Origin of the sequence: Streptomyces sp. NPDC093071, from assembly GCF_044754545.1 — a bacterium.
Taxonomy (GTDB): Bacteria; Actinomycetota; Actinomycetes; order Streptomycetales; family Streptomycetaceae; genus Streptomyces.
In genome coordinates this window covers 1,149,774-1,170,690 of the sequence record NZ_JBIVPH010000003.1, presented here as the reverse complement: position 1 = coordinate 1,170,690, position 20,917 = coordinate 1,149,774, and the positions used below count along the sequence as shown (strand labels likewise).

At 75.2% G+C, this 20,917-nt stretch carries 18 protein-coding genes and 1 tRNA gene; 9 read left to right on the top strand and 10 right to left on the bottom strand.

The window, feature by feature from the left end:
• Positions 1-37: 37 nt before the first annotated feature.
• The 4 genes from ACIQD7_RS16585 to ACIQD7_RS16570 form a co-directional block, all read right to left on the bottom strand.
• A complete protein-coding gene (locus tag ACIQD7_RS16585) occupies positions 38-2,134 on the bottom strand; it encodes a PQQ-binding-like beta-propeller repeat protein (protein ID WP_402442251.1) in 2,097 nt (698 codons plus the stop codon).
• A 95-nt stretch (positions 2,135-2,229) separates the two neighbouring features.
• Complete coding sequence (locus tag ACIQD7_RS16580) at positions 2,230-4,422, bottom strand: protein kinase (protein ID WP_402442249.1); 2,193 nt, start codon at positions 4,420-4,422, stop codon at positions 2,230-2,232.
• Between the two features lie 21 nt (positions 4,423-4,443).
• A complete protein-coding gene (locus ACIQD7_RS16575) occupies positions 4,444-5,352 on the bottom strand; it encodes a serine/threonine protein kinase (RefSeq protein WP_402442246.1) in 909 nt (302 codons plus the stop codon).
• A gap of 139 nt (positions 5,353-5,491) precedes the next feature.
• Positions 5,492-5,566 (bottom strand) — tRNA-Cys (locus ACIQD7_RS16570).
• Positions 5,567-5,747: 181 nt separating this feature from the next.
• Here ACIQD7_RS16570 and ACIQD7_RS16565 point away from each other — a divergent pair.
• The 5 genes from ACIQD7_RS16565 to ACIQD7_RS16545 all read left to right on the top strand — a co-directional run bounded on the left by ACIQD7_RS16565 (position 5,748) and on the right by ACIQD7_RS16545 (position 10,772).
• On the top strand, positions 5,748-7,235 hold the full coding sequence (locus tag ACIQD7_RS16565) for an MFS transporter (RefSeq protein WP_402442245.1): 1,488 nt from the start codon (positions 5,748-5,750) through the stop codon (positions 7,233-7,235).
• A 42-nt stretch (positions 7,236-7,277) separates the two neighbouring features.
• Positions 7,278-7,427 carry a hypothetical protein gene (locus ACIQD7_RS16560; protein WP_402442243.1) on the top strand — a complete coding sequence of 50 codons (150 nt, stop codon included), beginning with the start codon at positions 7,278-7,280 and terminating at the stop codon, positions 7,425-7,427.
• Positions 7,424-7,816, top strand: a complete 393-nt coding sequence (locus ACIQD7_RS16555) for a type II toxin-antitoxin system death-on-curing family toxin (protein WP_402442241.1) — start codon at positions 7,424-7,426, stop codon at positions 7,814-7,816. Before ACIQD7_RS16560 ends, ACIQD7_RS16555 begins: the two co-directional genes overlap by 4 nt.
• A 103-nt stretch (positions 7,817-7,919) precedes the next feature.
• A complete protein-coding gene (locus ACIQD7_RS16550) occupies positions 7,920-9,713 on the top strand; it encodes a DEAD/DEAH box helicase (RefSeq protein ID WP_205613959.1) in 1,794 nt (597 codons plus the stop codon).
• Positions 9,714-10,130: 417 nt separating this feature from the next.
• Entirely contained in the window at positions 10,131-10,772 is a 642-nt protein-coding gene (locus tag ACIQD7_RS16545; protein WP_053648453.1) for an IclR family transcriptional regulator, read from the top strand.
• Positions 10,773-11,028: 256 nt separating this feature from the next.
• Here the strand turns inward: ACIQD7_RS16545 and ACIQD7_RS16540 are convergent, their stop codons facing one another.
• On the bottom strand, positions 11,029-11,991 hold the full coding sequence (locus ACIQD7_RS16540; RefSeq protein ID WP_402442239.1) for an ArsR/SmtB family transcription factor: 963 nt from the start codon (positions 11,989-11,991) through the stop codon (positions 11,029-11,031).
• Between the two features lie 79 nt (positions 11,992-12,070).
• Here ACIQD7_RS16540 and ACIQD7_RS16535 point away from each other — a divergent pair, with 79 nt between their 5' ends.
• The gene (locus tag ACIQD7_RS16535; protein ID WP_402442237.1) at positions 12,071-13,183 is read left to right on the top strand and encodes an acetylhydrolase; all 1,113 of its coding nucleotides are present in this window, start codon (positions 12,071-12,073) and stop codon (positions 13,181-13,183) included.
• A gap of 49 nt (positions 13,184-13,232) precedes the next feature.
• The gene (locus ACIQD7_RS16530) at positions 13,233-14,027 is read left to right on the top strand and encodes a S16 family serine protease (RefSeq protein WP_121833493.1); all 795 of its coding nucleotides are present in this window, start codon (positions 13,233-13,235) and stop codon (positions 14,025-14,027) included.
• Positions 14,028-14,247: 220 nt separating this feature from the next.
• On the opposite strand, the gene ACIQD7_RS16525 is transcribed toward ACIQD7_RS16530, so the two are convergent.
• The 3 genes from ACIQD7_RS16525 to ACIQD7_RS16515 all read right to left on the bottom strand — a co-directional run bounded on the left by ACIQD7_RS16525 (position 14,248) and on the right by ACIQD7_RS16515 (position 15,603).
• Positions 14,248-14,430: a hypothetical protein gene (locus ACIQD7_RS16525; RefSeq protein WP_161371666.1), complete on the bottom strand. Its 183-nt coding sequence runs from the start codon at positions 14,428-14,430 to the stop codon at positions 14,248-14,250.
• 37 nt (positions 14,431-14,467) lie between these two features.
• A complete protein-coding gene (locus ACIQD7_RS16520) occupies positions 14,468-15,049 on the bottom strand; it encodes an ArsR/SmtB family transcription factor (RefSeq protein WP_402442234.1) in 582 nt (193 codons plus the stop codon).
• 74 nt (positions 15,050-15,123) lie between these two features.
• The gene (locus ACIQD7_RS16515; RefSeq protein ID WP_053648461.1) at positions 15,124-15,603 is read right to left on the bottom strand and encodes an Lrp/AsnC family transcriptional regulator; all 480 of its coding nucleotides are present in this window, start codon (positions 15,601-15,603) and stop codon (positions 15,124-15,126) included.
• Positions 15,604-15,724: 121 nt separating this feature from the next.
• Here ACIQD7_RS16515 and hppD point away from each other — a divergent pair, with 121 nt between their 5' ends.
• Entirely contained in the window at positions 15,725-16,870 is a 1,146-nt protein-coding gene (hppD, locus tag ACIQD7_RS16510; protein WP_121833491.1) for a 4-hydroxyphenylpyruvate dioxygenase, read from the top strand.
• A 478-nt stretch (positions 16,871-17,348) separates the two neighbouring features.
• On the opposite strand, the gene ACIQD7_RS16505 is transcribed toward hppD, so the two are convergent.
• Entirely contained in the window at positions 17,349-18,776 is a 1,428-nt protein-coding gene (locus tag ACIQD7_RS16505) for a tetratricopeptide repeat protein (RefSeq protein ID WP_402442232.1), read from the bottom strand.
• 98 nt (positions 18,777-18,874) lie between these two features.
• On the opposite strand from ACIQD7_RS16505, the gene ACIQD7_RS16500 reads away from it, so the two are divergent.
• Entirely contained in the window at positions 18,875-20,278 is a 1,404-nt protein-coding gene (locus tag ACIQD7_RS16500; protein WP_402442230.1) for an FAD-binding oxidoreductase, read from the top strand.
• Positions 20,279-20,360: 82 nt separating this feature from the next.
• Here the strand turns inward: ACIQD7_RS16500 and ACIQD7_RS16495 are convergent, their stop codons facing one another.
• Positions 20,361-20,852 (bottom strand): SsgA family sporulation/cell division regulator, encoded by a 492-nt coding sequence (locus ACIQD7_RS16495; protein WP_121833986.1) that lies wholly within the window; start codon positions 20,850-20,852, stop codon positions 20,361-20,363.
• Positions 20,853-20,917 lie beyond the last annotated feature (65 nt).

Below are 20,917 nucleotides of genomic sequence, written 5' to 3'. Positions count from 1 at the left end.
TCCGCACCGCCCGCCGGTCCGGAGGGAGGGCCCCTTCTCACTCCCCGTACACCGGCATCGCCGCGATCCGGCCGCCCCGGACGAGGAAGACGCGGTTGCCGCCGCTCGCCATCCGGTAGGTGCCCTCGCCCCTCATGCTGACGGTGAAGAGCTGGTTGCCGGTCTCCTTGTCGACCGCCTTGAGGTGGCCGTTGTCGGGGGCGTGGAGCCAGACCGTCGTGCCCTCCACGACCGGGGGAGCGAGCGTGCCGGGGCCCGTGCCGTCCAGGATCTCGTGCCACTCCTGCTTCGGGGAGGAGGAGCCCATCGTGGTGCCGTAGCGGTAGGCGTGGAAGGAGTGGGCCGCGAAGACGACGATGTCGCTCGCGGCGGGCGTGCTCCAGTCGGCCTTCCCGCTCCCGGCCTCCTCCTCCCACAGCGGGACGCCCGCGTCGAGGCTGCGGGCGGTCAGCTTCGGGCCGCCGAAGTAGACGATGTTGCGGCTGAACGCCGGGGCCTGTCCGGCGGTGCCCTGGCCCGTGAACTCCCACTCCGTCCGGCCGGTCTCGGCGTGGAGGGCGGCGACCCGGCCGTCCCTGCCGTGGATCACCAGCCGCCGGTCGGCCGCGAGGGCCCGCGCGGCGCCGCCGGGGGAGCGGGGCGAGGTCATCGGGCGCTTCCAGGCGGTGGCGAGGGTCCAGGCGTCGACGGCGTGCAGCTCGTCGTCCTCCGTCACCAGGTAGACGCGGGTCCCGTCGGCCGCGAGGACGTCCCTCACCCCGGACCCGCTCCTCCAGACGGGCCGGCCGGTGGAGGCGACGAACGCGCGCAGGACGCCGTCCCGGCCGGCGCCGACCACCATCCGGTCCGCGACGGACACGAAACCGGCGTCCGCGTCGATCTCCTTCGCCCGCCACCGCTCCTTCCCGTCCGTCACGGACAGGGCGAGCAGGCCGCCCTTCGCCGCCCGCACGACCACCACGTCCCGTACCGGCAGCGGGAGTTCGTCCCCCGGCGCCGTCCCGTCGACCGGGCCCCACAGCGGCTCCGGGGCCTCGCCCGGCTCGGTGTCGACGGCCCAGACGAAAGCCGCCTCGGGGGTCGCCGCGGCCGGCGGCACGTCGGCGGTCGGCGACCCGCCGTTCCGGTTCAGCCACCAGGCGCCCGCCCCGCCGCCCGCGCCGAGCACCGCCACGCCCACGGCCGCGCCGGTCAGGAAGCGGCGCCGGGACGGCCGGCCGGACCCGGGCACGGCGGTGTCGGCGGGCGCCGTCAGACGCTTCACCGCGGCCTCGCGCCGCTTGACGTCCTCCGCCAGCGGCCCCTTGCGCCACACCCGCTCGGCGCCCTTCGGCGGCGCGAAGGCCGCGGCGATCCGCGCGGGGTCCGGCCGGAGCGCCGGGTCCTTCGCCAGGCACGGGCCGATCAGGTCCCGCAGCTCCGGCGGCACCCCGCCCAGGTCCGGGACGCCGTGCACCACCTCGTACTGGAGCGCCGCCACGTTCCCGGCGTCGAAGGCGCGCCGCCCGCTCGCCGCGTGGACCAGGACCGCCCCGAGCGAGAAGACGTCGGAGGCCGGGCCGACCCGCTGCCCGAGGACCTGCTCGGGGGCTCCGTACCCCGGTGTGACCGGGATCTGGCCGGTGGTGGTGAGGGTGAGGCCGTGCTCGGGGCGCGCGATGCCGAAGTCGATGACCCGGGGGCCGGCCGAGGTCAGCACGATGTTCGCGGGCTTGAGGTCCCGGTGGACGAGCCCGGCCGCGTGGATGTCGTACAGCGCCCCGGCGAGCCGGGCGGCGAGGACGCGGACCGACGGCACGTCCAGCGGTCCGTACGCGCGGACGGCCTCGTCGAGGGTCGGCCCGGCGAGGAACTCGGCCGCGATCCAGAGCCGTCCGCCCTCGGTCTGCGCCCCGAGGATCCGGGCCACGCCCCCGCTCGTGACGGCCCGCGCCATGTCGGCCTCGCGGACGAACCGCTGGGCGAGGTGCGGGTCGTGGGCGAGCTCGGGACGGAGGACCTTGACGGCGGCGGGCGTCCCGGCGCCGTCCCGGCCGACGTACACCTTGCCCATGCCGCCCTCGCCGAGGACGCCGAGGAGCCGGTACGGGCCGAGCCGGAGCGGGTCGCCGGCGGCGAGGGGCTGAGGGGTCATGGGGACGCTTTCGAGGAGAGGGATCTGCTGGGGACTTGGTGGTCAGACGGGCTCGTCGGCCCGGCGGCTTCGGCTTCGTCGGCCCGGCGGCTTCGTCAGGCGAGCGGCAGGGACACCACGGACGTCTCGCCCGCCCCGAAGAGCCGGGTCCTCTTCTTGTCGGTCACGAAGCGGCTCGCCTCCGTCCGGAACACCCAGTCCGAGCGGTAGCCGTCCAGGGCGACCGCGTTGAGACCGCCCCGCACGGGCGTGTAGACGTACTTCTCGCCGATCACGGGGGTGGCGAAGAGGTACGGGGACAGGGAGCGCCCGGCCGGGCCCTCCGTCCGGTGCCTGCGGCCGTTGTCGGCCCCGACGGACACCAGGCCGGGGGTCTCCCTCCGCTCCTGCGCGTGGACGAGGCCGTTCGCGACGGCCGGCACCCCGTAGGAGGTGGAGGCGGAACCGGAGCCGTACTCCCAGGCGACGGCGCCGTCCGTGAGGCGCAGGGCCCGCAGCCGGTCGCCGCCCAGGTAGACGTGCCGCTCGTCGGTCACCAGCTGGCCGGGGATGTACGAGGAGGAGTCCTTCAGGGGCAGCCGCCGCCGCCACAGCTGCCGGCCGGTGCGCAGGTCGCGCGTCTGGACCAGGAAGGAGTCCAGGTCGCCGCTGTTCTTGCCGAGGACCAGCCGGTCGCCGACGACCTTGGAGAGCCAGGGCCGGACGCCGTCCCACGCGTACGGCTGCCGCCACAGCTCCCGGCCCGCGCGGACGTCGACGGCGATCAGGTGCCAGCCGGTGTCGTCCCGGTCCCCGGTGACGTCCCAGTCGCCCCGCCGGGAGGAGGCGAAGAGCACGCCGTCGGAGGCGGTGAGGAGTTCCGTGCCCTTGTAGGAGCCCTCGAAGCCCTTCAGGTCGATCGTCCGGGACGTCCCCCCGCCGCCGCCGAGGCCCCCGCGCGTACGGAGGTGGAGGACGCCGGGGCCCTCGAACTCGCCGCTCGACATGTAGAAGACCGTGCCGTCGGTGGTGACCTGACGGGGCTCCATCACCGCGCTCTCGGTCCAGAGTTCGGAGCCGTCGCTCATGTCGAGCACCCGGAACTCCGTGGTCTCGGCGAAGCCGACGACGCCGTCCGCGACCAGCGGGGTGATCCGCTGCTCGCGGTCGAAGGCCTTCTCCTGCCACAGCGGCGCGGGCGCCCCGTCCGCGGCCGTCGTGGCGGGGACGGCGGTGGGCCCGGCGGACCCTCCGCCGGCCGGGGGGCTGTCCTGGCGCCCGCTCCGCCACGCCCACAGGCCGCCGCCCGCGCCCGCCGCCCCGAGCAGGGCGGCGCCGCCCACGGAGAACAGCCGGCGGCGGGAGAGCGGGGCGGCGGGCACGGTCTCCGCCGCGACGGGCCCCTCCGGGGCCGGGAGCCGGTGCGGGGCGTGCAGCCACACGTCGGTCGCCCGGCGGCCGATGTCGGCGAGGACCAGCGGCGGCAGGTGGTCCGCGAACTCCCCGTGCCCGTCGTGCAGGTGCTCCACCAGGACGGCGGTGGTGGGGCGGGCCGCCGGGTCCTTGGCGAGGCACGCCGTCAGGAGCGGCAGCAGCGCCTCCGGCACGCCGGTGAGGTCGGGCTCGGTGTACCGCACGCGGTAGAGGAGGTCGGCGGGGGAGCCCGTACCGAAGGGGCCGCGGCCGGCGGACGCGAAGACGAGGACGCCGGCGAGCGCGAACACGTCGCCCGCCGGGCCGTGTTCGTGCCCGCTCGCCTGCTCCGGCGACATGAACGCCGGGGTGCCGGCCGCCGTCCCGGTGCGGGTCAGGTGGTCGTCGCCGGCCGCGCGGGCGATGCCGAAGTCGATGATCTTCGGGCCGTGGGCGGTGACGAGGACGTTCGAGGGCTTCAGGTCGCGGTGGACCACGTCCGAGGAGTGCAGCTGGGCGAGGGCCCCGGCGAGCGCGGCGCCGAGGGCGCGGACGGTCGGCTCGGGGAGCGGGCCGCCGAGCGCCACGGCGTCGTCCAGGGGCGGCCCGAGGACGTACTCGGTGGCCAGCCACGGGGTCTCGGCCAGCGGGTCGGCGTCGACGACGGCCGCGCCGTGGCGCGCGCCGATGATCCGCGCCGCGTCGGTCTCCAGCCGGAACCGGCTCCGGAAGGCGGGGTCGGCGGCGAGCCGGGCGTGCACGGTCTTGAGGGCGACCGTCCGGCCGCCCGGGGTGCGCGCCAGATAGACCGTGCCCATGCCGCCCGCGCCGAGGCGGGCGAGGAGACGGTACGTGGCGACGGCGGCCGGGTCGTCGTGGGTCAGGGGCGACAGCATGAGGTCAGGTCCGTGCGATCTTCAGGCGTGTACGGGGACGGTGGCGGTCTGCCCGGGGAGCGGCGGCAGCTCGGCGGCGAGGAGCTCGGCGGACTGGCGGGCGAGCGCGGCGACCACCCGGCCGGGCAGCCATCCGGGGGCGAGCGGGGCGGGGGCGAGCGCGGCCGCCAGGGCGGCGGCGGTGGGCCGGTCGGCGGGGTCGCGGGCCAGACAGCCGGCCACCAACGGCCGCAGCCAGGGCGGGAGTTCGTCGCGCTCGGGCACGGTGTGGCCGGTGGCGGCGTACGCGAGGACGGCACCGAGCGCGAACACGTCCCCCGGCGGCCGCGGCCGCCCTCCGGCCGTCTGCTCGGGGGCGAGGGCGCCGGGGTCGATCCCGGGCAGCCCGGCGCGCGGCTCGCCGTCGGGCCCCGCGGCCCGTACGGCCCCGAAACAGCTCAGGAGCGGCCCGCCGGCGGCGATCAGGACGGCGCCGGGGGAGACCCCGGCGTGCGCGAGGCCCCCCGCGTGCACGGCGGCGAGCGTCTCGGCGAGCGCGCCCCCGACCCCCCGCACGACCCCCTCGGGCAAGGGCCCGCCGTACACGGCGAGGGCGACGGGGAGGGGGAGGGCGGGGAGGTAGGGGGTGGAATACCAGGCGGGGGTGGGGGAGGGCGCGGGCCCGGCTCCGGCTCCGGGCGAGGGCCCCGTCACCTCCGTCACCGGTGCGATCCACGGCCCCGCCAGGTGCCGCCCCGCCCCCGCCTCCGCCGCGAAGCGGGCCGGGTCGGCGTCCGGCAGCGGGGTGCTCAGCAGGACCGTGCGCCCGTCCTCGCCCCGGGCCACGAACCGGCGGCAGGGGGCGGGGGAGCCGGGCGGGTCGAGACGGGTGATCAGCCGGTACGGCCCGATCCGCCGCGCGGACTCCCGCCGTGTGCGTGCCTGTTCCACCGGATCGTCCCCCCGTCGTCCCGACGCCCCGGGGCCACCGGAGCGGGAACGAGCCTATCGAGACGGCCGACTCCGGCCACGGGAGGGGCGCGGGAGCGGCGAGGGCCCCCGGACCGAGGGTCTGGGGGCCGTGGCGCCGTGGAGACCGTGATCGGAATCGAACCGACGTAACTCGCTTTGCAGGCGAGTCCCTGAACCACTCGGGCACACGGTCGTGTGGGGTGACGAGTACGACCGTAGGGGGCGGTCCGAGGAGGGCTCAAGGGGGCGCGGGGCCGTGCCACGCGACTGCCACACGCCCGCAACACTCCGTTCGCGGTCGTAGGTCCGAGGGCCGAGCGGTCCCCGGTCTTCCGACAGGGGTCATTCAGGTCTACACCTCTTACTCTGGGGGGATGAGCGCCCTCGAACCCCGAGACGCCGGCACCGACGCCGCCGTCACCCCGGCCCCCGGAACCCGTGCCGACCGCCCCGGAGACCGGGGGTCCGTCCTCGACCCGGCGCACCGGGCGCTCAGCATCGGCATCGTCTCCGTCGTCCTGCTCATCGCCTTCGAGGCGACCGCCGTCGGCACGGCCATGCCCGTCGCCGCCCGCGAGCTGAACGGCGTGTCCGTCTACGCCTTCGCCTTCTCCGCGTACTTCACCACCAGCCTCTTCGGCATGGTCCTGGCCGGCCAGTGGTCCGACCGGAGCGGCCCGCTCGCGCCCCTCGCCGCCGGCATGTCGGCCTTCGCCGCCGGACTGCTCCTCTCCGGGACCGCGGGCGTCATGGGGATGTTCGTCCTGGGCCGGGCCGTGCAGGGCTTCGGCGGCGGCCTCGTCATCGTCGCCCTGTACGTGGTGGTCAGCCGCGCCTACGACGAGCACCTCAGGCCCGCGATCATGGCGGCCTTCGCCGCGAGCTGGGTCGTGCCCTCCGTCGTCGGCCCGCTCGCCTCCGGCACGATCACCGAGCACCTCGGCTGGCGCTGGGTCTTCGTCGGCATCCCCGTCCTCGTCGTCCTGCCGCTCGCCCTCGCCCTCCCCGCGATCCGCCGCACCGCCTCGGGCCCCGCCGACCCGGAGGCGCCCGTCGCGCCCTGGGACCGGCGCCGGATCCGGCTGGCGCTCGGCATCTCCGCGGGCGCCGGGCTCCTCCAGTACGCCGGGCAGGAGCTGCGCTGGCCGTCCCTGCTGCCCGCCGTCGCGGGCGCCGCGCTGCTCGTGCCCGCCGTGCGGGGGCTGCTGCCGCGCGGCACCCACCGGGCCGCCCGCGGCCTGCCCTCGGTGGTGCTGCTGCGCGGGATCGCCGCCGGGTCCTTCATCGCCGCCGAGTCCTTCGTGCCGCTGATGCTGGTCACCCAGCGGGGCCTGAGCCCCACCCTCGCCGGGCTCTCCCTGGCCGTCGGCGGCCTCACCTGGGCGCTCGGCTCCTGGATCCAGTCCCGGCCGTGGACGGAGCCGTACCGGGAACGGCTCGTCGTCCTCGGGATGGCCCTGGTCGCGCTCGCGATCCTGACGGCCCCGAGCGTCCTGATCACCGCCGTGCCCGTGTGGACCGTCGCGGTGGCCTGGGCCTTCGGCTGCCTCGGCATGGGCGCGGTGATCTCCTCCACGAGCGTGCTCCTCCTGAAGCTCTCCGCCCCCGAGGAGGCGGGCGCGAACTCCGCCGCCCTCCAGATCTCCGACGGCCTCTCCAACGTCCTCCTCCTCGCCTCCGGCGGCGCGGCCTTCGCGGCCCTCGGCGGCGGCGCGGTGGGCCACGCGGTCACCTCCCACACCGCCGCCACCGGCTCCCACCCGGCCGCCTTCGCCGCCGTCTTCCTGCCGATGGCGGCGGTGGCGGCGGCGGGGGCGTGGGTGGCGACGCGGCTGCACGGGGAGCCGGCGGCCCGGAGCTGAATCCGTTGGCACCGGTACGGTGCCGCTCGCTACCGTTCCGGCATGGCCACGCACCCGCGCCCCCACGACGACGACCGACCCGGAGCCCCCGCACGGGGGGAGGCCGACGCGCCCGCCGGGGAGGCGGCCGTGCGCCGGACCGCCGAGGAGCAGGCCGCCAAGTGGCACGAGCTGATGGAGCGGCTCAAGTGAGCCGCGTCCGCCTCTCCACCGAGGACGTCCTGATCGTCGCCGAGTACGCCGTGGACGACCAGCCGTTCGTCGTCCGCGACCCCGGGCTGCTCGACTCGGCGGTGCACCGGCCGTCGGCCACCGTGTTCGGCGAGGAGGCGTACCCGGACCTGCTGGGCAAGGCCGCCGCGCTCCTGCAGTCCCTCGCCGTGAACCACCCCGCCGTCGACGGGAACAAGCGCACCGCCTGGCTCTCCTGCGTGACCTTCCTCGCCCTGAACGGCGTCCAGCTCCGCCCCGACGTCGACGCGGCGGAACGCCTGGTCATCGCCGTCGCCACCGGGGAGACGGACGAGGTCGGGGCGATCGCGGACGGCCTGCGGGCGCTGATCGACCCCGACGTGAGCTGAATCGCACCCGGGTGGGAGACCTCCCGTCGGGTACGAGGTCCGGGCCGGGCCGCCGGTAAGGTGGCCCGGTTGTCATATCTGGACGAGCGTCGAACCGGAGATCGTGACTACCACCGCCCCCTCCTCACACCACCTCTCTCCCGCCTTCCCCGGCCGCGCCCCCTGGGGCACCGCCAACAAGCTGCGAGCCTGGCAGCAGGGCGCGATGGAGAAGTACCTCCAGGAGCAGCCCCGCGACTTCCTCGCGGTCGCCACCCCCGGAGCCGGCAAGACCACCTTCGCGCTGACCCTCGCCTCGTGGCTGCTCCACCACCACGTCGTGCAGCAGGTCACCGTGATCGCGCCCACCGAGCACCTGAAGAAGCAGTGGGCCGCGGCCGCCGCGCGCATAGGGATCAAGCTGGACCCGGAGTACAGCGCGGGCCCGCTCAGCAAGGAGTACGACGGCGTCGCCCTCACCTACGCGGGCGTCGGCGTCCGGCCCATGCTCCACCGCAACCGCTGCGAGCAGCGCAAGACCCTCGTCATCCTGGACGAGATCCACCACGCCGGGGACTCCAAGTCCTGGGGCGAGGCCTGCCTGGAGGCCTTCGAGCCCGCCACGCGCCGCCTCGCGCTCACCGGCACCCCGTTCCGCTCCGACACCAACCCGATCCCCTTCGTCACGTACGAAGAGGGGAACGACGGCATCCGCCGGTCGTCCGCGGACTACACCTACGGCTACGGCAACGCCCTCGGCGACGGGGTCGTCCGGCCGGTCATCTTCCTCTCCTACAGCGGCAACATGCGCTGGCGCACCAAGGCCGGCGACGAGATCGCCGCCCGCCTCGGCGAGCCGATGACCAAGGACGCGGTCTCGCAGGCCTGGCGCACCGCCCTCGACCCGCGCGGCGACTGGATGCCGAACGTGCTGCGCGCCGCCGACCAGCGGCTCACCGAGGTCCGCAAGTCCATCCCGGACGCGGGCGGCCTCGTCATCGCCTCCGACCAGGAGTCGGCCCGCGCGTACGCCAAGCTGATCCGCGAGATCACCGGCACCCGGCCCACCCTCGTCCTCTCCGACGACACGGGCGCCTCGCACCGCATCGACGAGTTCAGCGAGAGCGAGGACCGCTGGATGGTCGCGGTCCGCATGGTGTCCGAGGGCGTCGACGTCCCCCGCCTCGCGGTCGGCGTGTACGCGACGACGATCTCGACCCCGCTCTTCTTCGCCCAGGCCGTCGGCCGCTTCGTGCGCTCCCGCAGGCGCGGCGAGACCGCGTCCGTGTTCCTGCCCACGATCCCCAGCCTCCTCGGCTTCGCCAACGAGATGGAGGTCGAGCGCGACCACACGCTCGACCGGCCGAAGAAGGCGGGCGAGGACGAGGACCCGTACGCCGAGTCCGAGAAGGAGATGGCGGAGGCCGAGAAGCAGCAGGACGAGGACACCGGCGAGCAGGACATGCTGCCCTTCGAGGCGCTGGAGTCCGACGCCGTCTTCGACCGCGTCCTCTACAACAGCGCCGAGTTCGGGATGCAGGCCCACCCCGGCAGCGAGGAGGAGCAGGACTACCTGGGCATCCCCGGCCTCCTCGAACCCGACCAGGTGCAGCTCCTCCTCCAGAAGCGCCAGGCCCGGCAGATCGCGCACAGCCGCAAGAAGCCGGACACCGAGGCGGACCTCCTGGAGCTGCCCGCCGAGCGGCGGCCCGTCGTCTCCCACAAGGAGATGCTCGAACTGCGCAAGCAGCTGAACACGATGGTCGGCGCGTACGTGCACCAGAGCGGCAAGCCGCACGGCGTCATCCACACCGAGCTGCGCCGGGTCTGCGGCGGCCCGCCGAGCGCGGAGGCCACCGCCGGCCAGATCCGGGAGCGGATCAAGAAGGTCCAGGAGTGGGCCACGCGGATGCGCTGAGCCCGCCCGCCGCCCGTCGACCGGAGGCCCGTACACCACGGTGTACGGGCCTCCGCCGTCCCGTCGTGACGCGGGACCGGCACCGGTGCCGGCCCCCACGGCCGGCCTCCGGAACCCCTTCCACGCTACGAGCACGACATAGCCGTTCTTGTCGCCCGAAGTCCTCTCTCCGGCCGACGAAGGTCCCGAAACGTCTCCATCCGGTCGCCGGCGCCCGGATTCTGGACGAGGTCTTCCGCTGAGCGGAGCGGGTCGCTACTGTCCCGGCTCAAAAGCATTCGCCCCGTGGCAGCGCCGCCGCGGAGCGCAGCCGGTGTACCCCTTCCTGCCGGCGGCCTCTGACGTGCGTCGCCGCGGGACCGGCGAGGCAACCCCGTGAGAGTCCCGCCTCCATCTCACTCCGAAGGAGAGGGCGTCGTGACCGCGGAGACCTCCCAGACGCTCGACCGGGGACTCAGAGTCCTCAAACTGCTCGCCGACACCGACCACGGCCTGACGGTCACCGAGTTGTCCAACAAACTCGGCGTCAACCGGACCGTGGTCTACCGCCTCCTGGCCACGCTCGAACAGCACGCCCTGGTCCGCCGCGACCTCGGCGGCCGCGCCCGCGTCGGCCTCGGCGTGCTGCGGCTCGGGCGCCAGGTCCACCCCCTGGTGCGCGAGGCGGCGCTGCCCGCGCTGCGCTCGCTCGCCGAGGACATCGGGGCGACGGCCCACCTCACCCTGGTCGACGGGGCGGAGGCGCTCGCGGTCGCGGTCGTCGAACCGACCTGGACCGACTACCACGTGGCCTACCGGGCCGGCTTCCGCCACCCGCTGGACCGGGGCGCGGCCGGCCGCGCGATACTCGCCGCCCGCCAGGGCGGCCTGACCGAACCCGGCTACACCCTCACCCACGGCGAACTGGAGGCCGGCGCCAGCGGCGCCGCCGCCCCCCTCGTCGGCGTCACCGGCGTCGAGGGCAGCGTCGGCGTCGTCATGCTCGCCGACGCCGTCCCCGAACGCGTCGGCCCGAGGGTGGTGGACGCGGCCCGAGAGGTCGCGGACGCGCTGCGCTAGGGCGCGCGGCGGATCAGGAAGGGGCGGCGACGGGGATACGCGTACGGGGCGGGCCCCGGCCCCCGTGACCGCCCCCGGCCTGCGGGTCTCGCCCCGGGCCACCCGCGCGGGCCGGGGCCCGTGTCGCCGGTACGGGCCTTGCTCCGTTTCGGCCCTGTGGGCCGGAGCCTGTGCCGTTCGTGCGGGGCGGTGTCCGTGCCGCCCCTGTGCGGGCTCCGGCCCGTGCCCGCCCGCGTCCATTCGTTCCCGAGCCGTCTCAGGAGGTCAACAGCGCCCCCAGCGGGGTGCGTTCGTGGTGGACCGACCTGCCCGTGCGGGTCGTCGTGAGGAGGCCCGCCGCGCGGAGCGCCTGCGCGTGGGACGAGGCCGTCGCGTTGCTGACGCCGAGCCGCCGGGCCAGGTCCGTCGTCGTGAGGGGCCCGCCGTCCAGTGCGTGCAGGAGCGCGGTGCGGGTCCGGCCGATGACCCCCGCGAGGGCCTCCTCGGGAGAGCCGCCGTCCGGAGCGGCGAGCGGCAGCCCCCGTCCCGCCGGGAGGGCGAGGACCACCGGACGGTCCGGCCGGTCCTGGACCAGCGGGCCGCCCCGCCAGTGGAAGGTGGGCAGCAGGACGAGACCGCGCCCGGCGAGGCGCACCTCGCGGCGGGCGGCGGTGGCGCCCGGCCACTCCCACACCCCGTCCCGCAGCCGCGAGCCCGGCGCCCGGTCCGCCAGGGCCGCGCCGAGCCCCCGCGCGGCGACGGCCAGCGCGTGCCGGGTGAACTCCGCCCGGTGCAGGTCCTGCACCAGCGGCCACACCGGCGCGAGGACCGCCCCGTACGCCGCCCGCTGCGCCCGGTCCAGCGTCCGCCAGGCCCCCGCGTCCCCGCCGTACAGCCCCCGGAGCCACGGCGGTGCGGCGCCCCGCCCCGCGTACACCCGCTCCAGCTCCGACCGTACGAGCCTCGGCCGGGCCTCCCGCAGCAGTGCGAAGCCCTCCTCGCGGGTCTCGCCGAGGACGTCGAGGAAGGACGGGGGCTCCCCGCCCGGCACCAGGTCCGCGAGCGGCCCCGCCGTGCCCGGCAGGGTGCGCAGGAGCCTGCCGCGCCAGCGGCCGAAGAGCAGTTCCTCGTGCGGCGCGCCCAGCATCAGCAGGGCCGCGTGCAGCTCCGCCACCGGGGACGGCCGGGGCGCGAACCGCACCCGGGCGAAGTCCTCCGCCGTGAAGTGGACGCGCAGCATCCGTCCCCCGTTCCCGCCAGCCTTTCGGGCAGGGCCTGAACCCTCGTGCCCGCCCCCGTCCCGGCCAAGGATGCCGGGCATGAACCGCGATTCCTCCTCCGGCCCCGGCCGCCGCACCGTCGCCAAGGCCGCCCTGCTCGGCACCGCCGCCGTCCTGGCCGGTCCCGCCGCCGTCGCCCGCGCCGACCGGCCCCTCGTCCTGCGGCTGCCCGCGCCCACCGGCCCCCACCCCGTGGGCCTGCGCGCCTTCGCCCTGACCGACCCCTCCCGCACCGACCCCTGGAAGCCCGAGCCGGGGGAGCCCGCGTTCGGCGCGCGCCGGGTGATGATCAGCGTCCTGTACCCGGCCCGTACCGTCCGGGGCTTCCCGCGCGCCCCGCAGCTCACCCCCGCCGAGGCCGGCGTCTTCACCGGCCTCGCGCCCCTCGTCCGCCCCGGCCTCCCGGCCGCCGGCGTCGACTGGGGCGCGACCCTCACCCACGGACACGTCGGCGCGCCCCCGCTCCCGGGGCGCCGCCCGGTGCTCCTGTACAGCCCCGGCGGCGGCGACTCCCGCACCCTGGGCACGACCCTCGCCGAGGACTTGGCGAGCCACGGCCACGTGGTGGTCCTGGTCGACCACCCCGGCGACGCGAGCCAGGTGGAACTGCCCGACCGGATGCGCGTCACCGTCCTGCGCGGAGAGCCGGACGCGGAGACCTTCCGCACCATGGTCGACACCCGGGTCGCGGACCTCCGCCTCGTCCTCGACCGGCTCGGGAGCCTGCCGCTCGCTCCGGTCATGGACCGGCACAGGACCGGGATCTACGGGCACTCGGCGGGCGGCACCGCGGCCGTGTCCGCGTTGGCCGGCGACGACCGGATCGTCGCCGGGGCCAACCTGGAGGGACACCTCGACCTGGACCCCGTGGAGGGCCTCGCCCGGCCCCTGATCCACTTCCGCACCGACGGCTTCGCGGGCGCCGCCCGCCTCACCGCCTCCTGGGAGGGCGTGCCCGGCCGCCGCGTCCGCCTGACCGGCGCCGGCCACTGGGTCTTCGGCGACCACGCCTTTCTCGTCCCGCGGCTCCGGGCGGCGGGGCTCGTCACGGCCGGGACCCGGGACGCGCTGATCGGCCCCGCGCGTCCGGCCGCGGCGGTCTCCTCCGTACGCCGGGAGCTGCGGTCCTTCTTCGCCCGCCACCTGTCCTGAAGGTCCGGCCCCGCCCCCGTACCCCCGCGCGCCCCAGTAGATTGGACGCGTGCTCTCCCGTCTCTCCCGTCCCCGTGTCCTCGCGCTCGGCGCGCTGCCCGTCGTCGCGCTCTTCGCCGTCGTCGGGCTGGCGCCGCTGCCGTACGCGATCGCGCAGCCCGGTTCGACCGCCGACGTGCTCGGCGAGGACAAGGGGAAGCCGGTCATCACGGTCAGCGGTGCGCCGGTCCGGGAGACCGAGGGGCAGTTGCGGATGACGACGATCCTCGCGACCGGGCCGTCCGCGGACATCCGGTTCGGGGACGTGGCCGACGCCTGGTTCCGGACCGACCGGGCCGTCCTGCCGAAGGGCTCCGTCTATCCCTCGGGGAAGTCGGACGCGGAGATCGAGAAGCGCAACCTCGGCCAGATGAAGCAGTCGCAGGACGCGGCCGCCCTCGCCGCCCTCGGCTATCTGAAGCTGGACCCGGAGAAGGTGAAGGTGACCCTGCACCTCGCCGACGTCGGCGGGCCCAGCGCCGGGCTCCTCTTCTCCCTCGGGATCGTCGACAAGCTCGACGGCGACGGGGACGGCGGCGACCTCACCGGCGGCCGGACCGTCGCCGGTACGGGCACGATCGCGCCCGACGGGAAGGTCGGCGCCGTCGGCGGGGTCTCCCTCAAGACGCAGGCCGCCGCCCGGGACGGCGCCACCGTCTTCCTGGTGCCGAAGGCGGAGTGCTCGGACGCGGAGGCCGAGCTGCCGAAGGGGATGCGGCTCGTCCCCGTCACCGCCCTCGGCGACGCGGTGGCCTCCCTCAGGGCCCTGGAGCAGGGGCAGGACGCGAAGGTTCCGTCCTGCTGATCCCCTCGGGGACGGTGGGCGCCGGCCTGGAGTCCATCTTCCGCCACGTCGGGAACGCCAGGGGCGCGAGCGTCGCCAGGAAGGAGAGCGTCCCGATCCCGAGCAGCGTCGCCGCCGTCGCCAGGAGCGGCGCGGTGGTGTCGGTGAGCGAGACGGCGTTGGCGGTCAGGACGGTAGCCGGCGGCCGTACGTCCTCCGTTCCCCGCCTCCCCCGGGGCGGTCATGCGGCCAGGGTGACCGGGCGGTCGGTGCCCGTCGCGAGCCGCAGGCCCAGTTCGACCATGCGCCAGCCGAGCTGGGCGCGGAGGGAGGGGGACTCCCTTACGGGGTGAGGGCGTTCGGCGGCTCGGTGGGCCTCGGCGGCGGTGAGGGCGTGCAGCTGGAGGTGGATGTCGGCGTGCATCGTGCGTGTCCTTCCGTACGGGAGAGGGGCGTGCTGCTCAGCCTTCGTGCTGCGGGAACGCGTGCAGATGGACCCGTACGCGCTCGGCGTCCGGCGCGTCCTGCTCGGGGGCGGTCCGGTACTCCTCCACCAGGGCGTGCACCCTCTTGCTGAGCTCGCGCAGCTTCGCGGGCGGCAGCCGCAGCGTGAAGTCGCTCATGTCGGCGGAGCCGAGCCACTTCTGGCCCCAGTCCTCCCGGGTGCCGAGGTAGGTGTTCAGCTCCTGGGTGTGGATGTTCGCGATCTCGTGCATGTAGACGTCGACGGCGCCCCGGACCTCCGGGTCCTGGTTCTGGTACAGCGACTCGTCGAAGACCGTGCCGCCCGGGACCGCCTTCCACCACCGCTCCCGGCCCTTGCCGCGCTCCGGGTCGTCCTCGACGAAGCCGTGGGCGGCGAGCTGGCGCAGGTGGTAGCTGGTCGCCCCGCTGGACTCACCCAGCCGCTCGGCCAGTTGGGAGGCGGTAGCGGACCCCTGGTGGCGCAGGGCGCGCAGGAGCTGGATGCGGAGGGGGTGGGCGAGGCCGCGCAGGGAGCGGGGGTCCAGGGGGCGGATGACGTGCTCTTCGGGCTCGGGCATGTGCTGAGCGTAGGTGCGCAAAGAAGTACTTGCAAGGGTTTCTTTGCAAGTGCTTCTTTGCATGTGCTGGACCCTTACGTCAGCGGCTCCCCGCTCGCCGCCTGCTCCACCAGCGGGATGATCCGCAGCGGCACCGGGTTCTCCATCACGATCGCCGTCGACGCCCGCACGATCCCCTCGAACCCCACCACCTTGTCGATCACCCGCTGGAGGTCCGCGTTCGAGCGGGCCACGAGGCGGCAGAGCATGTCCCCGTGCCCCGTGGTCGTGTGCAGCTCCAGGACCTCCGGCACCGTCGCCAGGTGTCCCCGCACGTCCGCGCCCTGCCCCTGCTTGATCTCCAGGGTCGCGAAGGCCGTCACCGGATACCCGAGCGCCGCCGGGTCCACCTCGGGACCGAACCCCCGGATCACCCCCGACGCCTGGAGCCGGTCGAGCCGCGCCTGCACCGTCCCCCGCGCCACCCCGAGGCGCCGGGACGCCTCCAGAACCCCTATGCGCGGCTCGCGCGCGAGCAGCGCGATCAGCCGCCCGTCCAAATGATCGATCGCCACAGCGGCCCCTCCGTAGTCAGGATGTACAAGTCGCCCGACCATCCTGGCGTGTCGCTGTACAGATTGACCAGGGAAGAAGCAAACTCTTGCGCACCTTGCCGAACGACGGGACATTGCTTCCATGACTGAGACCATCGATCACACCCCCTCCACGGCGCGGCAGGCCGACCCCTTCCCCGTGAAGGGAATGGACGCGGTCGTCTTCGCCGTCGGCAACGCCAAGCAGGCCGCCCACTACTACTCCACCGCCTTCGGCATGAAGCTGGTCGCCTACTCCGGGCCGGAGAACGGCACCCGCGAGACGGCGAGCTACGTCCTCACCAACGGCGCCGCGCGCTTCGTGTTCACCTCCGTCATCAAGGCCTCCACCGACCGGGGCCGCTTCCTCGCCGAGCACGTCGCCGAGCACGGCGACGGCGTCGTCGACCTGGCGATCGAGGTCCCGGACGCCCGCGCCGCCTACGCGTACGCCGTCGAGCACGGCGCCACCGGCATCACCGAGCCGCACGAGGTGAAGGACGAGCACGGCACCGTCGTCCTCGCCGCCATCGCCACCTACGGCAAGACCCGCCACACCCTCGTCGAGCGCTCCGGCTACGACGGCCCGTACCTCCCGGGCTTCGTCTCCGCGAAGCCGATCGTCGAGCCCCCGGCCAAGCGCACCTTCCAGGCCATCGACCACTGCGTCGGCAACGTCGAGCTCGGCAAGATGAACGAGTGGGTCGGGTTCTACAACAAGGTCATGGGCTTCACGAACATGAAGGAGTTCGTGGGCGACGACATCGCGACCGAGTACTCGGCGCTCATGTCGAAGGTCGTCGCGGACGGCACCCTCAAGGTGAAGTTCCCGATCAACGAGCCCGCGATCGCGAAGAAGAAGTCGCAGATCGACGAGTACCTGGAGTTCTACGGCGGCGCCGGCGTCCAGCACATCGCCCTCGCCACCAACGACATCGTCGCCACCGTGCGCGCGATGCGGGCCGCGGGCGTCCAGTTCCTCGACACCCCCGACTCGTACTACGACACCCTCGGCGAGTGGGCCGGCGAGACCCGGGTGCCGGTCGAGATCCTGCGCGAGCTGAAGATCCTCGTCGACCGCGACGAGGACGGCTACCTGCTCCAGATCTTCACCAAGCCGGTCCAGGACCGCCCGACCGTCTTCTTCGAGATGATCGAGCGCCACGGCTCGATGGGCTTCGGCAAGGGCAACTTCAAGGCCCTGTTCGAGGCGATCGAGCGCGAGCAGGAGAAGCGCGGCAACCTCTAGGGGCCGCCCACGCGCGCGAGGGGGTCCGGGGCAGCACCCCGGACCCCCTCGCCGCGCCACCGACCGGGCCGGCCCGGGTCCGGCCGCCCGGCCGGACCCGGCGTCCGCCCCCGGCGTTCCGCGGGACACGGGGCCCGTTCGGGACGCCACCCTTCAAGGACGGCCGGGTACGCGCGCGCACCTGACCACACGCGCGCGTACCCGGCTGCACGTCCTGCCTGCACGGGGCCCGCCCTGCCCCCGGCGCACCCGCACGGCCCGGCACCGCACTGCCCGCGCGCCTCTGTACTGCCCCGCCACCGGGCTGCCCGCGCGCCTCCGTACCGCCCCGCACACCCCGGCAGCGCCCCGAGCCGCGCCCCCGGCCACACGCCCCCACACCGCCCCGAGCCGCGCACCCCCGCACCGCACCGCCCCGCGCACGTCCCGGCGACAGCCCCCGCCCGGCATCGAGCCGCGCCCCCCGGCGGCACGCCCCCTACGCGCGCGTCCCCGGCCCCGCCGTCGCCGTCCTCTCCGTCTTCTCCTTGGCCACGGGCGCCACCGGCAGCGCCCCCTCCGGCAGTTCCTCCGGTGGTTCGCCGAGGGTCGCGAGGGCCGTCGCCGCCCGCGGGGCGTGCAGGGGCGAGAAGGCCGGGTTGATCCGCAGGGCCTCCGCCAGGTGGCGGCGGGCCGGGCCCCGCAGGCCGAGGGCTCGTTCGACCTCGCCCCGGTGGTACGAGAAGAGGGCGCTCCGCAGCCCCTCGTCCGTGGCCCGCTTCACGTACTCCAGGGCCTCCTCCGCCCGTCCCGCCCGGAACAGCGCCCACCCCAGCGCGTCCGCCACCCCCACCGACCGGTGCCCCCGCGCCCACTCCGCCCGCAGCCGGACGACCGCCGCCGCCGGGTCGCCGTGGTCCGCGCCGAGCAGCCCGAGCGGCACCTCCGCCCGCGCCCACGTACCCGTCCGCAGCCGCTCGTACAGCGCCCGCGCCTCCGCGTCCCGGCCCAGCGACTCGTACAGCTCGCCCGCCTCCAGGAGGTACTCCGGCAGCGGCAGCCGGGACAGGGCCGCCCGCCAGTCCCGCACCGCCCCGTCCGTGCGCCCCAGGGACGCGAGCGCCCGCGCCCGGCCCGCGAGCGAGGGCCCGTGGTCCCGTACGAGCCCCAGCGCCGCCCCGTACCGCTCCAGGGCCTCCTCCGGCTCGCCCCGCTCCCACGCCAGGTCCCCGAGCCGCCCCAGGGCCGCCGCCTTCTCCGCGTCCGCCTCCGCGAGCGCCGCCGCGTCCAGGGCCGCCGCGTCCGCGTCCTCGCGCCAGCCCCGGTCGCGGTACGTCTGCGCGGCCCGCGCGCGCACCACCGCGCCCGCGTGCAGCTCCTCCAGCCTCTCCATCGCCTTGCGCGCCGCCCCGTAGTCCCCGAGGCCGTTGTACGCGTCGATCAGGACCGGGTACGCCGGCCAGCGCCCCGGCTCCGCCTTCCGCACCCGCTCGCCCCACTCCCGGGCGGTCCGCCAGTCGCCCCGCGCCCCCGCGAGGGCCCCCAGGCCCAGCTGCGCGGCCGTGTTGCCGCGCGCGGCGGGCCGCTCGGCCAGGGAGCGGCGCAGCGCCTCCTCGGCCCGCGGATAGTCCCGTACGTCCCCGAGGCGCGTCCCGCGCTCCACGTACGCCGTGCCGAGCTCCGCCCAGGACGCCCCGTCGTCCGGGTGCGCGCGCAGCCACCGCTCCCGGTCCGCGATCAGCGCGGCCAGGTCCGGCAGCGCCGCCTGCGCGCCCGCGCGGGCCGCGATCACCGCCCGCTCCGCCGGTCCCGGCGGGGGCGGCGTCCCCCGGCCGAGGAACTCCGGGGCGTACAGCAGCGCCGTCGCCGCGAGCACCGCCCCCACTCCGGCGGCGAGGACCGCCCTCGACACGTTCTGGCTCTTCACGGCACTCACTGTGCTCCCAGCCCCGCCCGTACGAAGAGCACACGAAGCGCCCGCTCCGGCAGGTTCACACCGATGGCCCCGGGTGCCACGCTGGACGCATGGACGATCTCCAGACACCGCAGAAGGACGACCTCCGGTCACGGCTCCACGCGCGCCTGCTCGCCGGACTGCCCGCCGAGGCCCTGCTCACCGACCCGGACGTGACGGCCTCCTACGCCCACGACATGGCGAGCTTCTGCACGGCCGGCACCCCCGCGGCCGTCGTGCTCCCGCGCACCGTGGAACAGGTCCAGCACGTGATGCGGACCGCGACCGAACTCCGCGTCCCCGTCGTCCCGCAGGGCGCCCGCACCGGACTGTCCGGCGGCGCCAACGCCACCGACGACTGCGTCGTGCTCTCGCTCGTGAAGATGGACCGCATCCTGGAGATCGACCCCGTCGACCGGATCGCCGTCGTCGAACCGGGCGTGGTCAACGCCGTCCTGTCCCGGGCCGTCGCCGAACGGGGCCTGTACTACCCGCCGGACCCGTCCAGCTGGGAGACGTGCACCATCGGCGGCAACATCGGCACCGCCTCCGGCGGCCTGTGCTGCGTCAAGTACGGGGTCACCGCCGAGTACGTCCTCGGCCTCGACGTCGTCCTCGCCGACGGACGCCTCCTGAGCACCGGCCGCCGCACCGCCAAGGGTGTCGCCGGATACGACCTGACCCGGCTCTTCGTCGGCTCCGAGGGCAGCCTCGGCATCGTCGTGAAGGCCGTCCTCGCCCTCAAGCCGCAGCCCCCGGCGCAGCTCGCGCTCGCCGCCGAGTTCCCCTCCGCCTCCGCCGCCTGCGCCGCCGTCTGCGCGATCATGGAGCGCGGCCACACCCCGTCGCTCCTCGAACTGATGGACCGTACGACCGTGCAGGCCGTCAACAAGCTGGCGCGCATGGGTCTGCCCGACACCACCGAGGCGCTCCTCCTGTGCGCCTTCGACACCCCCGACCCGGCCGCCGACCTCGCCGCCGTCGGCGAGCTGTGCACGGCGGCGGGTGCCACCGAGGTCGTCCCGGCCGCCGACGCCGCCGAGTCCGAACTCCTCCTCCAGGCCCGCCGGCTCTCCCTCACCGCCCTGGAGACCATCAAGTCGGCCACGATGATCGACGACGTGTGCGTGCCCCGCACCCGGCTCGCCGAGATGCTCGACGGCACGGCGGCCGTCGCGGAGAAGTACGGCCTGACCATCGGCGTCTGCGCGCACGCGGGCGACGGCAACACCCATCCCGTCGTCTGCTTCGACCACACCGACGAGGACGAGTCGCGGCGGGCGCGCGAGTCCTTCGACGAGATCATGGCGCTCGGGCTCGCCCTCGGCGGCACGATCACCGGCGAGCACGGCGTCGGCGTCCTCAAGAAGGAGTGGCTGGCCCGCGAGTTGGGGCCGGTCGGTCTCGAACTCCAGCGCGGGATCAAGGCGACCTTCGACCCCCTCGGCCTCCTCAACCCCGGAAAGCTCTTCTGAGGCTCCCCGCTCTTCCGGGACTCTCCGGTCTCCTGGGGCTTCCCGCTCTTCCGGGGCTCCCCGGAAGGGCCTGCGCACGGGCTCAGCGCTCGCCGTCCTGCGACTCGTCCGACGGCCACGGGTCGCGCAGCCACAGGTCGTCGGCGGCCACGGTGGTCGCGAGCAGTTCGGCGAGCCCGTCGTCGATGCCGAGCCGCTCCGACTCGGTGCCCGGCGGCACCGCGCGCAGGGTCCGCTCCAGCCAGGCGGACACCTGCGCGGACGGCGCTTCCAGCAGGGCGTCGCCGTCGGGGGAGGAGAGCGCCATCAGGACGACGCCGCGGCCGTCGACCTTGGTCGGCCAGATGCGGACGTCCCCGTGGCCGCAGGCCCGGAAGACGCCCTCGACGAGCAGTTCGCGCGCGAAGGTCCAGTTGACCGGGTGGTCCGTGCCGATGTGGAAGGTGATGTGGACGGCGTACGGGTCGTCGGTCCGGTAGGCGAGCCGCGCGGGCACCGGGACGGCGCGCTCGGGGGAGAGAACCAGCTTCAGCTCCAGCTCGCGCTCGACGGTGGTGTCGTCGGTGTTCTGCATGGTCGTACTCCTTCTCGTGGAGGGCCCCGGGTGGGCCTTCACCAGGAGAGAGCGGGATGCCCGCG